General features: G+C 60.4%; 16 protein-coding genes. 10 read left to right on the top strand and 6 right to left on the bottom strand.

All coding sequences use genetic code 11. The annotated features are described in order from the left end of the window. Positions 1–8: 8 nt before the first annotated feature. Together EX00_RS29510 and EX00_RS29515 are read left to right on the top strand one after the other, a co-directional pair. Positions 9–725, top strand: coding sequence for a YdcF family protein (locus tag EX00_RS29510; RefSeq protein ID WP_047465893.1), 717 nt, complete (start codon positions 9–11; stop codon positions 723–725). A 99-nt stretch (positions 726–824) separates the two neighbouring features. Beyond that, a complete protein-coding gene (locus EX00_RS29515) occupies positions 825–1,625 on the top strand; it encodes a lysophospholipid acyltransferase family protein (RefSeq protein ID WP_047465894.1) in 801 nt (266 codons plus the stop codon). Between the two features lie 59 nt (positions 1,626–1,684). Here EX00_RS29515 and EX00_RS29520 read toward each other — a convergent pair whose 3' ends face one another. Continuing rightward, the gene (locus tag EX00_RS29520) at positions 1,685–2,218 is read right to left on the bottom strand and encodes a gamma-glutamylcyclotransferase (protein WP_047465895.1); all 534 of its coding nucleotides are present in this window, start codon (positions 2,216–2,218) and stop codon (positions 1,685–1,687) included. Between the two features lie 51 nt (positions 2,219–2,269). Here EX00_RS29520 and EX00_RS29525 point away from each other — a divergent pair, with 51 nt between their 5' ends. From EX00_RS29525 to EX00_RS29535, 3 genes are all read left to right on the top strand, one after another. After that, complete coding sequence (locus EX00_RS29525) at positions 2,270–3,283, top strand: DUF2125 domain-containing protein (protein ID WP_047465896.1); 1,014 nt, start codon at positions 2,270–2,272, stop codon at positions 3,281–3,283. A 79-nt stretch (positions 3,284–3,362) separates the two neighbouring features. Further along, a complete protein-coding gene (locus tag EX00_RS29530; protein ID WP_047465897.1) occupies positions 3,363–3,611 on the top strand; it encodes a type II toxin-antitoxin system Phd/YefM family antitoxin in 249 nt (82 codons plus the stop codon). Continuing rightward, a complete protein-coding gene (locus EX00_RS29535) occupies positions 3,601–3,882 on the top strand; it encodes a type II toxin-antitoxin system RelE family toxin (RefSeq protein ID WP_047465898.1) in 282 nt (93 codons plus the stop codon). Before EX00_RS29530 ends, EX00_RS29535 begins: the two co-directional genes overlap by 11 nt. Positions 3,883–3,929: 47 nt before the next feature. Here EX00_RS29535 and EX00_RS29540 read toward each other — a convergent pair whose 3' ends face one another. The 3 genes from EX00_RS29540 to EX00_RS29550 form a co-directional block, all read right to left on the bottom strand. Then, positions 3,930–4,859, bottom strand: a complete 930-nt coding sequence (locus EX00_RS29540; protein WP_047465900.1) for a prephenate/arogenate dehydrogenase family protein — start codon at positions 4,857–4,859, stop codon at positions 3,930–3,932. Then, entirely contained in the window at positions 4,856–5,965 is a 1,110-nt protein-coding gene (hisC, locus tag EX00_RS29545) for a histidinol-phosphate transaminase (protein WP_047465902.1), read from the bottom strand. The genes EX00_RS29540 and hisC overlap by 4 nt, the downstream gene beginning before the upstream one ends. A gap of 103 nt (positions 5,966–6,068) precedes the next feature. Then, a complete protein-coding gene (locus EX00_RS29550) occupies positions 6,069–6,848 on the bottom strand; it encodes a class I SAM-dependent methyltransferase (protein ID WP_047465905.1) in 780 nt (259 codons plus the stop codon). Positions 6,849–6,902: 54 nt separating this feature from the next. Here EX00_RS29550 and gloB point away from each other — a divergent pair, with 54 nt between their 5' ends. The 3 genes from gloB to EX00_RS29565 all read left to right on the top strand — a co-directional run bounded on the left by gloB (position 6,903) and on the right by EX00_RS29565 (position 9,391). After that, entirely contained in the window at positions 6,903–7,673 is a 771-nt protein-coding gene (gene gloB / locus EX00_RS29555; protein ID WP_047465907.1) for a hydroxyacylglutathione hydrolase, read from the top strand. Beyond that, entirely contained in the window at positions 7,673–8,101 is a 429-nt protein-coding gene (locus tag EX00_RS29560; RefSeq protein ID WP_047465909.1) for a cupin domain-containing protein, read from the top strand. The genes gloB and EX00_RS29560 overlap by 1 nt, the downstream gene beginning before the upstream one ends. 132 nt (positions 8,102–8,233) lie before the next feature. Further along, on the top strand, positions 8,234–9,391 hold the full coding sequence (locus EX00_RS29565) for an esterase (RefSeq protein ID WP_047465911.1): 1,158 nt from the start codon (positions 8,234–8,236) through the stop codon (positions 9,389–9,391). A gap of 23 nt (positions 9,392–9,414) precedes the next feature. Here the strand turns inward: EX00_RS29565 and yddG are convergent, their stop codons facing one another. Continuing rightward, on the bottom strand, positions 9,415–10,320 hold the full coding sequence (yddG, locus tag EX00_RS29570) for an aromatic amino acid exporter YddG (protein WP_047465913.1): 906 nt from the start codon (positions 10,318–10,320) through the stop codon (positions 9,415–9,417). Between the two features lie 48 nt (positions 10,321–10,368). Then, positions 10,369–11,145, bottom strand: a complete 777-nt coding sequence (locus EX00_RS29575) for a DUF3108 domain-containing protein (protein ID WP_047465916.1) — start codon at positions 11,143–11,145, stop codon at positions 10,369–10,371. Positions 11,146–11,382: 237 nt separating this feature from the next. Between EX00_RS29575 and rpmB the strand changes: the two genes are divergently transcribed. Then, positions 11,383–11,691, top strand: a complete 309-nt coding sequence (rpmB, locus tag EX00_RS29580; protein WP_047465918.1) for a 50S ribosomal protein L28 — start codon at positions 11,383–11,385, stop codon at positions 11,689–11,691. Positions 11,692–11,807: 116 nt separating this feature from the next. Beyond that, the gene (locus tag EX00_RS29585) at positions 11,808–12,446 is read left to right on the top strand and encodes a queuosine precursor transporter (protein ID WP_047465919.1); all 639 of its coding nucleotides are present in this window, start codon (positions 11,808–11,810) and stop codon (positions 12,444–12,446) included. Positions 12,447–12,488 lie beyond the last annotated feature (42 nt).

Here is a 12,488-nt window from a genome sequence, read left to right on the forward strand (position 1 = left end):
TCATGAGCATGGACCTGACGACTCGCAAGGCTGTGAGTTCTCAATCGTTGTGGGAGCGCTTCCACAGCGACAGGCCCGTGCGGCGTAGTTTTTTTCGCCGTTTTCTGCGTTGGGGCGGCTTCGCCTTTGTCTTTTTCGTCGCCATCGTTTTCGGCGGTTTCCTGCATTTTGCCGATTCGATCACCACGCTGAAGCCGCCGCTGGAGCCGAAGGCGGATGCGATCATCGTCCTGACCGGCGGCTACCAGCGCATAGACCAGGCCGTGGAGCTGTTGCGCACCGGCGCCGGCAACCGGCTTTTGATCTCCGGCGCGCATCCGACGACGACGCCGTCGCAAATCCGCAAGCTGACGCAGAGCCCCGCCAACCTCTTCAATTGCTGCGTCGATATCGGCTATGACGCCATCGACACTATCGGCAATGCCCGCGAGGCGGCGAAATGGATCCACGCCAGGGGCTACAAAAGCATATTGGTGGTGACCAACAATTATCATATGCCGCGCAGCCTGGCTGAGTTGAAATATGTCGACCCGGGTACGGACTACATTCCCTACCCGGTGGTCAATTCCGACCTCAAGACCAAGAACTGGTTCACGGACCCCAATGCGCTGCGCACCATGATCTATGAATATGCCAAGGTTCTTCTCGCCGGCGCCCGCAATATCACGGGCCTGGGGCGCCCGCTCGGCCTGCGCTCGCAGGAACTCGGCGATGATCCGGACTGAGATGTCGGGTGACAACGCGGGCCGACTTTTTATTGACGACGTAATCGTGTAGGCAAGGCTTCGGATGCTGGCGCAAGCCGGCGTATTGGGAAAGCCTTGATGATCACCCTGCGTTCGATCCTGTTCAATATCGCCTTCTATGCCAACTTGATCATTCGCATGATCGTGCTCACGCCGATTTATTTCCTGATGCCGCGCAAGGCAGCCTATGCAATCCCCAAAGCCTGGGCAAAATCCAGCGTTTGGCTGATGAAAAAGATCGTCGGCACCACCTTCGAGATCGAAGGTTTGGAGAACATCCCCAAGGGAAGCTTTATCTTTGCGCCAAAACACCAGTCCTTCTGGGATACCTTCGCGCTGCTGCCCTATCTCGACGATCCGGTCTATATTCTGAAGCGCGAGCTGATGTGGATTCCGCTCTTCGGCTGGTATGCGAAGAAGCAGCGCATGATCCCCGTCGATCGCAGCGCCCGTGGCAAGGTGATGTTCGACGTGATGAAACGCACGCGGGAGGAACTGTCCACGGGCCGCCAGCTGATCATCTATCCCGAGGGAACCCGCCGCCCACCGGGCGCCGAACCGGTCTATAAATACGGCATCGCCCGCATGTATCGCGACCTGGATATCCCGGTCGTCGCGGTCGCCATGCATCCCGGCCTGTTCTGGCCGCGCCGCACTTTCCGCAAATATCCGGGCCACTTCAAGGTCCGCATCCTGCCGCCGATCCAGCCGGGCATGGACCCGGACGCGTTTTTTGAGCGGCTGATGCAGGAAACGGAGAAGGCAAGTGACGAGCTGTTGGTGGAAACCATCGCTAGCAACCCCGATCTGCCCGTGCCGCCGACAGCCGCAAAGCGCCTGGCGGAGATCGATAAGGCCAAGGTGGCGGCAGCGGTTTAGAGCAACTCCAGGAAAAGTGCGTAGCGGTTTTCCGTCCGGAATTGCGTAGAAACAATAAGCTAGGACGCTTCCCGCATCCGTTCGATCTCGTCGGTAACCTGCTCCAGCCATTGGTCGCGAATGCCCATCTCACGCAGATGCGCCAGCGTATTGAAAACATAGGCATCGTTCGGACCGGACTGGCCGACCGCCGATTCGACGATATGGGCCGCATCGATGGCGTCCAGCCCGCCGGCATATTGCCTGTGGTCTCGGTCGACAATATAGGCGACGGCGGTGACCCGCCGGCCATCGGCGAGGCGAATGGGCAACGTCCTTTCCAGATAGACATGGGTGACCAACTCGCGCTCGCGCAGATAGGTCAGCACCTCGTCCCATTCGGTAGCGGCCACGCGAAACGCCATGCCGCGGCAGGACCCGCCGCGATCGAGGCCCAGCACGAGGCCGGGGCTCGCCTCCGTGCCGCGATGAACCCAGGAATGGACGCAAAGGGAGCGGCGATAGCCGAAAATCAGCGCCTCCGATTTCTCGACATGGCTAAACCCCGGATTCCACATGAGCGATCCGTAGCCAAATACCCAAAATTCGTCCATATCCAACGCCAAATCATTGTGACCACATCAGTTCAACCATTGGAGAACAACATGGCAGCGTCAAGCCAGAGCGTCACATCCAGCACAGGCAAACGCATTTGGTTCGCCGCGCTGGGACTAATCGTGATCCTCGCCGGCCTTTACGCCGGCGGTTGGTACTACGCGACCACCATGGTCAAGGCGAACGTTCTCAAGGCGCTCGGCCAGCAGAATACCGCCGGTCTCTCGGGCGAATGCACGAACATGACTTTCAGCGGCTTTCCCTTCTCGATCGACCTCTCCTGCGCCAAGGTGAATGTCGATAATCAAGAAAAGGGTGTTTCCGCCGCCTTCGACAATCTCCAGGCTTCGGCACCGGTCTATCAGCCGAACCATATCGGCTGGACGCTGAAATCGCCGGCGGAATTACGCACCACGCAAGGCCTGACCGCCTCGGCTGAATGGACCGACCTGCAATCGAACCTCGTTGCCAAGGGCCGGGGCATCGAGCAGAGCCAGACCGTCATAGACGGGCTGAAGGCCAGCATCGTCTCCTCCTCCACCGGCCAGAGCGCCGATGTCACCGCCGCTCATACAGAGATGCATGCGCGCCAGAACGGCGGCGATCTGGAACTGGCGATCGGCATCGAAAACGCCAACGCCACCATCAAGGATTTCCCGCAGGTGCTGCCAACGGCCTCGACAAGCGCCAATATCACGCTCACCGGCAAGGCCGGCATGCTCGACGGCAGCGGCGGCAATGATCTCCACGGTGCCGCCGGCGTGCTGCACCAGGCCGTCATCGACATCGGCGACGGCCGCGTCATGACCCTCTCCGGGCCTTTCAACTTTGATGATCAGGGCCTGCTGTCCGGCCAGTTCAAGCTGGAGATCAATCAGATCGGCCCTTGGGGCGATAGCCTGAAGGCAACGATCCCCGCCGCCAAGAATATCGTCAACACCGCCACCAAGCTGCTCAAGGCGCTCGCCAGCGGCGGCGACAAGGTCTCCGTCGACCTCACCGCCGATCGCGGTCGCCTCTCCCTCAGCGGCTTCATCCCGCTCGGGAAGATCCCGCCGATTTGACCTCGGCTCCGCCCTTCTCTTGAAGAGACCAGTTAAAGGTGCTATTTAAAGCACTCATAAAGGAACCTTCGAGGGTACGATGACAAATGTAATTCTCGCTGAAGTGACCGCTAGCGTATCGGAACTGAAAAAGAACCCGATGGGAACCGTGGCAGCCGGCGAAGGGGCGACGGTTGCAATTCTCAACAGGAATGCGCCCGCATTCTATTGTGTCCCGGCTCGCCTCTATGAAGCGATGCTGGACCGTCTTGAGGATATCGAACTCAACGCCATCGCTGACGCGCGTGCAGGCGAGCGTGTCATCAAGGTCACGCTGGATGACCTATGAGCTCGGCTTTCTGGATGCCGCTTTAAAAGAGTGGCGAAAGCTCGACGCCAATACGCGAGAGCAATTTAAGAAGAAGCTTGCCGAGCGCTGCGAAAACCCGCGTGTACCGTCCGCCAAGCTTTTCGGAAGCAAAGATCGATATAAAATCAAATTGCGTGGCGTCGGCTATCGCCTTGTCTATGAAGTTCGCGACGAGCAGCTCGTGGTCATCGTCGTGGCTGTCGGTAAGAGAGATCGCAGCGAAGTCTACAAAGCCGCAGACAGGCGTTGAGCCTTAATCTGCGGCGATGCCTCACTTACCCTCATCCAGCAGGAATCTTACTTCTTCGTATCCAGCGCATGACGACCGAAGTCCGGAGTGTCGACGTCCTGACCGGCCTCGACGATCGAGCGGCGGACGGCGCGGGTGCGGCTGAAAAGTTCGAAGATCTTGTCGCCCTCGCCCCAACGGATCGCCCGCTGCAGGGAAGCCAGATCTTCCGAGAAGCGCGACAGCATTTCCAGAATGGCATCGCGATTGTGCAGGCAGACATCGCGCCACATGGTCGGATCGGAGGCGGCCAATCGCGTGAAGTCGCGGAAGCCGGAGGCGGAATATTTGATCACTTCCGATTCCGTCACCGTCTCCAGATCGTCGGCCGTGCCGACGATGTTATAGGCAATCAGATGCGGCAGGTGCGAGACGATCGCCAGCACCTTGTCGTGATGTTCCGGGTCCATTTCGTCGACACGCGAACCGAGAGTCTCCCAGAAATCACGGAGCTTCTTGAGGGCCGCCTCGTCGGTGCCTGGGATCGGCGTGAAGATGCACCAGCGCCCCTCGAACAGACCGGCAAAGCCCGCATCCGGTCCCGACTTTTCCGTGCCCGCCAGCGGGTGGCCGGGAATGAAATGCACGTTATCGGGCATATGCGGCTGCATCTGCGCGATGACGGAGGCCTTGGTCGAGCCGACGTCGGTGACGATGGCACCGGGCTTCAGATGCGCGGCAATCTCCTTGGCGACGCTTTCGGAGGCACCGACCGGTACAGAGACGATGACGAGATCGGCGTCCTTGACCGCTTCGGCCGACGACGACGTATAGCGATCGCCGAGCTTTAGCTCCTCGGCGCGCTTCAGCGTCTCGGCGCTGCGTGTCGAGATCACCACGTCCTTGGCAAGGCCGAGGCGCTTGATGTCATAGGCGATCGAGGAGCCGATCAGGCCGATGCCGATCAACGCGATCCGGTCGAACTGGACGCTGCTCATGCCTTGCGCCCCATAAATTCGGTCAGCGTGTCGATGACGCCGAGATTGGCCTCTTCCGTACCGATGCTGATGCGCAGCGAATTCGGGAAGCCGTAAGACCGCACCGCGCGCACGATGTAGCCACGGCTGGTCAGGAAATCGTCGGCCTCGGTGGCGCGCTTGCCCTCGACATCGGGGAAATGGATAAGAACGAAATTGGCGACCGACGGCGTCACCTTGAGGCCGATCGATTCCAGCGCTTCCGTCACCTTGCCGATCCACAGCGTGTTGAACGCCACGGCCTTTTCCGTGAAGGCCTGATCGCGAACGGCGGCAGCGCCAGCGGCAATAGCGCCGGCATTCATGTTGAACGGGCCGCGCACGCGGTTCAGCGCATCGATGATGTCGGCAGGCGCGTAGACCCAGCCGACGCGTAGCGCTGCCAGACCGTAGACCTTCGAGAAGGTGCGGGTCATGACGACGTTCGGGTTCGCGGAAACAAGCTCAAGGCCGGCCTCATAGTCGTTGCGGCGGACATATTCGGCATAGGCGGCGTCGAGCACGAGGATAACATGCTTCGGCAAGCTCGCCTGCAAGCGACGAATTTCGCTGACCGGGACATAGGTGCCGGTCGGATTGCCCGGATTGGCAATGAACACCATCCTGGTCTTCCCGGTGACAGCGGCGAGGATCGCATCGACGTCGACCGTGCAGTCCTTTTCCTTCACCGTGACCGGCGTCGCGCCCGCAGCCATGATCTGGATCTTGTAGACCAGGAAACCATGCTCGGTGATAACAGCTTCATCGCCCACGCCGAGATAAACATGGCAGATGAGGCCGAGCAGCTCGTCGGAACCATTGCCGCAAAGGATATTGGCCGGGTTCAGCCCATGCACGTCGGCGATCGCCTGGCGCAATTCCTTGGCCTGTCCGTCCGGATAGCGCTCCAGATTCGTCGCCGTTTCCCGAAAAGCCTCGATGGCCTTGGGGCTGGCGCCCAGCGGCGTCTCGTTCGAGGAGAGCTTGAACACCCGTGCCACGCCCGGCGCATGTTCCTTGCCCGGCACATAGGCGGCGATATCGAGAATGCCGGGACGCGGGACGGGCTTGCTCATTTCCATGCTCATGGGATCGACCTTGGGAAGGGCCGGAAAGTTCCGGCTTTAAACACCCCGTCGCATTAATGCGGATTGACGAATTTGTCGAGTGTTTGCGAGCTGGCAAGGGACGCTACACGCCGTCGCGTGTCGTCGGTATGCCCCGCGGCGCCAGCACCGGCACGAAGACACGGCGCGAGGCGCGCACGGCAACCGGCAGGCCCTGATAGAGCCGCTTCTGCGCCTCGACGATGATCACGCCGGAAAAGGCAGGCCACAACGTGCGTCCCACCCGTTCGAAGGCGCGCCGGAGGCTGAGGACGGTGCGCAGCTTGGAGGGCGGAAAGAGCAATGCCTCGGCGGTCGCTCCCGGCGTGAAATTGGTCTCGCGCAACAGTGAGGTGAGCTGGCCGCGCGAATAGGGCCGGCCGGAGCCGAAGGGCGTATGCTCCATGCGCGCCCAGACACCCCTGCGGTTCGGCACGACGATGACAAGCCGGCCGCCCGGCGCCAGCACCCGCCAAAGCTCTTTCAGCGTCTCGCGCGGGCTCTCGGCGAATTCCAGCGAATGCGCCATCAGCACCCGGTCGATCGAGCTATCCGGCAGTGGCAGTTCCTCGTCGAAAATCAGCGCCGTCGAGGACGCCGAATCCATCGGCCAGTTCACCGCCCCCTGCCCCGCCGGCATGAAGGCGAAAGTCCGCTCGGTGTCGGCGCGGAAACGGTCGAGATAGGGAACGGCATAGCCGAGGCCGACGAGGCGCTCTTCCGGCAGGCGCGCCCAGATCGAGGACAGCGCCATGGCGATAGACTGCTCGGCCAAGCGACCGAGCTCGGAATGATAGAATTGGCGGAGGTCGACGATATCGGCGTGCATTGCCTCAAATGTTATCAGCCGCCCGTTGGACTTCAAGGCCGAACCGCCTACATTCCGAATCAACCCTGTAAAACGAGGATGATTTTGACCATGAAACCCTTGGAATTAGAGGTATTTATCTGCCGCTCCGATAATTTTGGCGTCCTGGTCCATGACCCCGAAACCGGCTATACGGCATCGATCGACGCACCCGAAGCGGCCCCTATTCTGGCGGCGGCCAAGCGTCGCGGCTGGACGATCACCCATATCCTGACCACCCATCACCACACCGACCATGTCGACGCCAATCTGGTGCTGAAGGAGCAATTCGGCTGCGAGATCATCGGGCCGATCAATGAGGCCATAGCCATTCCCGGTCTCGACCGCGCCTTCGGCGACGGCGACACCTTCGAGTTCGGCAACCACACCGTCGATGTCATCGAGACACCAGGTCATACCGCCGGCCATATCTGTTACCATTTCGTCGACGACAAGCTGCTGTTTGCCGCCGACACACTGTTCGCGCTCGGCTGCGGCCGGCTGTTCGAACGCCCGGCGACGGACATGTGGTCGTCGCTGCAGAAGCTCGCGGTGCTGCCGGACGAGACGGCGATCTATTTCGGCCACGAATATACACTGTCCAATGCCCGCTTCGCGCTGACGATCGACCCCGACAATGAGCGGCTGAAAACCCGGGTCGCCGATATCGAGGCGCTGCGAGCCGAAGGCAAGTTCACCATTCCGACAACGCTGGCCCTGGAGAAGGAAACCAATCCCTTCCTGCGCGCCGCCGATCCCTCGATCCGCCGGCATCTCCTGATGGAGAGCCGCAGCAATGAAGAAGTCTTTACCGAGATCCGCAAGCGCAAGGACAATTTCTGATGCGGCCGCAAGAGATCATCGAGACACTGTCCATGCAACGGCATCCGGAAGGCGGCTGGTACGTACAGACATTCCGTGACGATCACGGCGGTGCGCGCGGCCATTCCACCGCGATCTATTACCTGCTGGAAGCGGGCGAACGTTCGCATTGGCATAGGGTGCATGATGCGGCCGAGGTCTGGCACTATTATGCCGGCGCGCCTCTGGCCCTGCATCGCTCCGCCGACGGCAAGCAGAGCGAGACGATCGTCCTCGGTATCGACCTGCTGAAAGGCGAGCGCCCGCAGGCGATCATTCCGGCCGACTGCTGGCAGTCAGCCGAAAGCCTCGGCGACTTCAGCCTGGTCGGCTGCACGGTCGCGCCGGGTTTTGAATTTTCCAGTTTCGAAATGGCGCCTCCGGATTGGAAACCCGGGGCGGTGAGCTGAACATTTTACCATTCATCGACGCGCTAAGCGGCCGAAGGCCGCTGCGTGCACCTGCCGCCTTGAAAAACCTTCGCACTGTGTCAGCTTTACACCGGGAGAGAGACTATTGATTCATTCGGAGGAGGTTTTCTGGTGCGTTTGTTATTTCCCTTACTCGTCGTGGCAGGCTGCGTCGTGAGTGTCCCCGCCTTAGCCCTTGATGCCCCCGCTACACCGCCGGCGGATCGGCCACTAAAAGACTTCGTCACATCGGTAGAAAAGGACGGATCGATCACCTTCCGCCTCTATGCTCCCGCCGCCAAGGCCATTTCCGTCGTCCTCGGCTCGCGTGATCCAATCGCGCTACAGCGGAGCGACGATGGCGTATGGACCGCCAAAACCGAGCCGCTGAAAGCCAATCTCTATGAATATTATTTCAACATCGACGGCTTCCGCAGCATCGACACCGGCACCAATGCGCCCAAGCCGCAGCGGCAGGTGAATACCAGCCTCATTCTGGTGCCCGGCGGCATCCTCGACACCCGAAACGTTGCACATGGCGACCTCAGGCTGGTGACGCTGCATTCCAAGGCACTCAATTCCGAACGGCAGATGTATGTCTACACGCCGCCCGGTTACACCGATGCGTCAAAACCGCTGCCGGTCGTCTATCTCTATCACGGCTTCGGCGACACGGTGGCCTCCTGGGTGGAGCAGGGCCGGGCACCGCAGATCCTCGACAATCTGCTGGCGGAGAAAAAGATCCAGCCGATGATCGTCGTCATCCCGGACACGGAAACCGATATTCCGGACGCGATCGCCGAGAATTTCCCTGGCGCCGACCGCCGCAAGAATTTCTATCCGATCAATGCCGACGCGGCCGACCGGGAGCTGACGCAGGATCTTATCCCCTACATGAAGAAGCACTATCGGGTGCGCGACAATGCCGATGGACGCGCGGTCGTGGGCCTGTCGCAGGGCGGATATCAGGCGCTTGTCTCCGGCCTCTCGCATCTCGGCACCTTCGGCTGGGTGGCAACTTTCAGTGGGGTCTCAACCACCACCGTGCCGAACAAGGCGGTCGATGCCGCGCTGAACGATCCGACCAAGATCAACAAGGCGCTGCGCGGCTTCACGGTGACCGTCGGATCGAGAGACCAGGTCACCGGCAAGGATATTGCCGGCCTCAAGGCAATCCTGGACGAAAAGAAGATTGCCCATGACTACCATGAATATCCGGACCTCCAGCATGAGATGGATGTCTGGCGGCCATCGCTGGTGGCGTTTCTGGAGAAGGTCTTCAAGAAATAACAGACAGGCTTCGGGCGCGTGAACTACGCCCGCTCCACCGCTTCCGCCTGCGCCGCACCACCATCATTGCGGCGCAGGATCATCCGGTGCGCAGCCAGAACCGCGCCGCCGGTGACCAGCAGGCAGGCAAGCGCGATGCCCCAGCTCGGTTCGGCAAAGCCGAAAAGCGTCAGGATCAGTGTCGACAGCAGCGGTGCTGCATAGCTCGCAGCGCCGAGAATCTGGATATCACCGTTCTTGACGCCATAATCCCAGGCATAGAAGGCGGCCCCCACCGGGAATAGCCCGAGCCCGAGCACCGCTGTCCACTGCGATGCCGTTTCAGGCCAGATCGTGTCTTCAAGTCCGAGATGGCAGAGCAGAGACAGCGCTGAGGTGGCCATGCAAAAGATGGTGACGACATCGGTCGAGACCGCCTCGAACCGGCGCGTGATCAGCGAATAGCCGGACCAGGTGAAGGCGCAGAGGAAGGCGGCGCCATAGCCGATGGCATAGGCGCCCTCGAAATGAAACCCGTTGCGGCCGACGATCAGTACCGTGCCGGCAAGCCCCATCAGCGCACCGACAATGTGATACCAGCTCAGCCGCTCGCCTGGCAAAAGCGCCGAGCCGACGACGAGCAAGAGGGGCCAGAGATTGGCGATCAGTCCGGCCTCGACCGGAGGCGCCTGACGCAATGCCGTGAAATAGAGAAAATGATAGCCGAACAGCCCGGCAATGCCGGTAACCCACACCTTGGCCGGCTGGCTCAGCAGTTGCAGGCGCTCAGGCTTCAGCGCGAGAACGACGATGCCTGGGATGCTGCCGATAGCGAAACAGATGGCGAGCAGCTGAAACGGCGGCATCTTGCCGGACGCGACCGTCAGCAGCGCCAGAAACGACCACATCGCGATGGCCGCAAACCCCGTCAATGTCGCGCGAAACGTCAACCCTGCCCCCGGTCCGTCGCCGCGGGCGTCTCCGCCGCGAAAATCCGCTTAGCTGCCGTATTTCACGGCGGTGATCGTCACCGTCCCATATTGCGTGGGTATGCGGACGTAGACGGGAGCATATACATTCATGACATCGGCCTTGGCAAACCAGATCTCCATGGCATCGCTCTTGGCAAGATAGAGATAGTCCTTGCGCGTCGACTTGTAGCCGCTCTTCGGCGTGAAGCGGACGCCGCAGGCGATCGTCTTGCCCTTGAAACCCTCCGTCGAGAACGGATGCGATCCCTTCGGCGACAGTTTCAGATCCATCCGCATCTCGCCGTCGAAGACAGACAAAGTCTGATTGCAGAGATTGAGGCTAGGGGTGATTGGAAAGATCATGCCAGAAATCGGATCGAGCACCGATTTCAAATCGCTGGCGCTGATGGGAACCCAGGTCGATGGCCGATTCGGCTCCGGCGTGATCGTGTTCGAGGTGACATTGCCGTCCGTATAGGCGACGTCATAGGTGCGCTCCCGTTTGCCGCTTTTGTAGTAGAGCGTGTAATGCGTCGCCTGCAGCTTGTTATCACTGACCACGCCGCTCACATCGGTTCTCGCATCGATCGAGGTAACGAGATCGGCAAGACCCGATGAGGTGATATCCCCCCGGATGGTGAACTGCTTGTCCTTGACCTCGGTCTTGAAATCCGCCCTGGCGATCGGAAGGCCGGCGAGCGAGACGCGGTATTGGGTTTCATGCCGCAGGGGATCGGCCGACGCCGCCAAGGGCATCGATGCCATCAGCGCCGAAACAAAAAGCCACTTCCGAACATGAACCATCACCGAAGCCTTCAATAAAGAACAGGCAGGATATATAGACACTTTATGTGCCCACTGCGACCGCCAGAAAACAGCAGCTTTTTGACGGAATTGCGGGAAAGCTCAAGGTTTGGCTTGACGCGGACGGCTGCTCTGACTATAGAACCGCAACTTTCCAATTATGGCCTGTTGGATTGCGTGCCGGGTTTTGCCCGGAACGACTTTTCAGCGGCCAAGAAAAACAAAAGTAGGTGTTCCATGTCCCGCATGTGCGAATTGACCGGCAAGGCCGTCCTCGTGGGCAACAATGTCAGCCACGCCAACAACAAGACCAAGCGTCGGTTCCTTCCGAACCTTTGCCAGGTTACGTTGATCTCTGACGTTCTTGGCCAGCGTTATCGTCTGCGCGTTTCCGCTGCTGGCCTCCGTTCGGTCGAGCATCGTGGCGGCCTCGACGCTTTCCTTCTGAAGGCCAGCGAAAATGAACTCAGCCAGCGTGCCCGCTTGCTGCGTCGCCAGATTGTCAAGAAGACCGCCGAAGCCGCTGCTGCTACTGTAGCTGCCTAAGCTTCTGTACGTCTGACTATCATACGGGCTGAGAGGCTTGCACGGATCATCTCCGGGCAAGCCTTTTCCCATGTCCGGTTTTCACGCCAACTGGTGGCATCTCCCAGGATAAAAAAATGCTTATGAAATCGCGTTACACCCTGATCTACGTTCTGCTGATGACGCTCGTCGTCGTCGCGTCGAACATCCTCGTGCAGTATCCGCTGCAGGCAACGTTCGCCGGCATCAATCTTGCCGACATCCTGACCTGGGGCGCCTTCACCTATCCCGTCGCCTTCCTGATCACGGACCTGACCAATCGCCAGTTCGGCCCGAAGGCCGCGCGCAAGGTGGTGTTTGCCGGCTTCGTCGTCGGTGTCGCGCTCTCCTTCGTCACCGCCCAGCCACGTATCGCGATCGCTTCCGGCTCGGCCTATCTCGCCGGCCAGCTTCTTGACATCTCCGTATTCAACCGCCTGCGCCGCATGGCCTGGTGGCGCGCGCCGCTGTTCGGCTCGCTGATCGGCTCCTTGCTCGACACGCTGATCTTCTTCTCCTTCGCCTTCGCGCCCTTCTTCGTCTTCTTCGGCCCGAACGATCCCTTCGCCATCGACTGGGCTCCGATCCTCGGCGTGTTTTCCACCTCGGCCCCGCGCTGGATCTCCTGGGCAATCGGCGATTTCTCGGTGAAGGTGACGGTCGGCCTCGTCATGCTGCTGCCCTACGGTGCGCTGATGAGCACGCTGAAGCCGGCCTCGCAGGCGCCGACCGCCTAGGCAACGGCCATGACCAATAGATGTAAGCCCGCGGCAAGCCGC

This window comes from Martinezella rhizogenes, from assembly GCF_000799715.1.
Taxonomy (GTDB): Bacteria; Pseudomonadota; Alphaproteobacteria; order Rhizobiales; family Rhizobiaceae; genus Rhizobium; species Rhizobium rhizogenes_C.

What these genes read in the sequence shown, in the direction of transcription:
- EX00_RS29535 (WP_047465898.1), top strand. Translation starts at nt 3,601, where the DNA reads ATGACCTATGAGCTCGGCTTTCTGGATGCCGCTTTAAAAGAGTGGCGA.
- EX00_RS29585 (WP_047465919.1), top strand. Translation starts at nt 11,808, where the DNA reads ATGCTTATGAAATCGCGTTACACCCTGATCTACGTTCTGCTGATGACG.
- EX00_RS29525 (WP_047465896.1), top strand. Translation starts at nt 2,270, where the DNA reads ATGGCAGCGTCAAGCCAGAGCGTCACATCCAGCACAGGCAAACGCATT.
- EX00_RS29520 (WP_047465895.1), bottom strand. Translation starts at nt 2,218, where the DNA reads ATGGACGAATTTTGGGTATTTGGCTACGGATCGCTCATGTGGAATCCG.
- EX00_RS29530 (WP_047465897.1), top strand. Translation starts at nt 3,363, where the DNA reads ATGACAAATGTAATTCTCGCTGAAGTGACCGCTAGCGTATCGGAACTG.
- hisC (WP_047465902.1), bottom strand. Translation starts at nt 5,965, where the DNA reads ATGAGCATGGAAATGAGCAAGCCCGTCCCGCGTCCCGGCATTCTCGAT.
- rpmB (WP_047465918.1), top strand. Translation starts at nt 11,383, where the DNA reads ATGTCCCGCATGTGCGAATTGACCGGCAAGGCCGTCCTCGTGGGCAAC.
- EX00_RS29510 (WP_047465893.1), top strand. Translation starts at nt 9, where the DNA reads ATGGACCTGACGACTCGCAAGGCTGTGAGTTCTCAATCGTTGTGGGAG.
- EX00_RS29515 (WP_047465894.1), top strand. Translation starts at nt 825, where the DNA reads ATGATCACCCTGCGTTCGATCCTGTTCAATATCGCCTTCTATGCCAAC.
- EX00_RS29575 (WP_047465916.1), bottom strand. Translation starts at nt 11,145, where the DNA reads ATGGTTCATGTTCGGAAGTGGCTTTTTGTTTCGGCGCTGATGGCATCG.
- gloB (WP_047465907.1), top strand. Translation starts at nt 6,903, where the DNA reads ATGAAACCCTTGGAATTAGAGGTATTTATCTGCCGCTCCGATAATTTT.
- EX00_RS29560 (WP_047465909.1), top strand. Translation starts at nt 7,673, where the DNA reads ATGCGGCCGCAAGAGATCATCGAGACACTGTCCATGCAACGGCATCCG.
- EX00_RS29540 (WP_047465900.1), bottom strand. Translation starts at nt 4,859, where the DNA reads ATGAGCAGCGTCCAGTTCGACCGGATCGCGTTGATCGGCATCGGCCTG.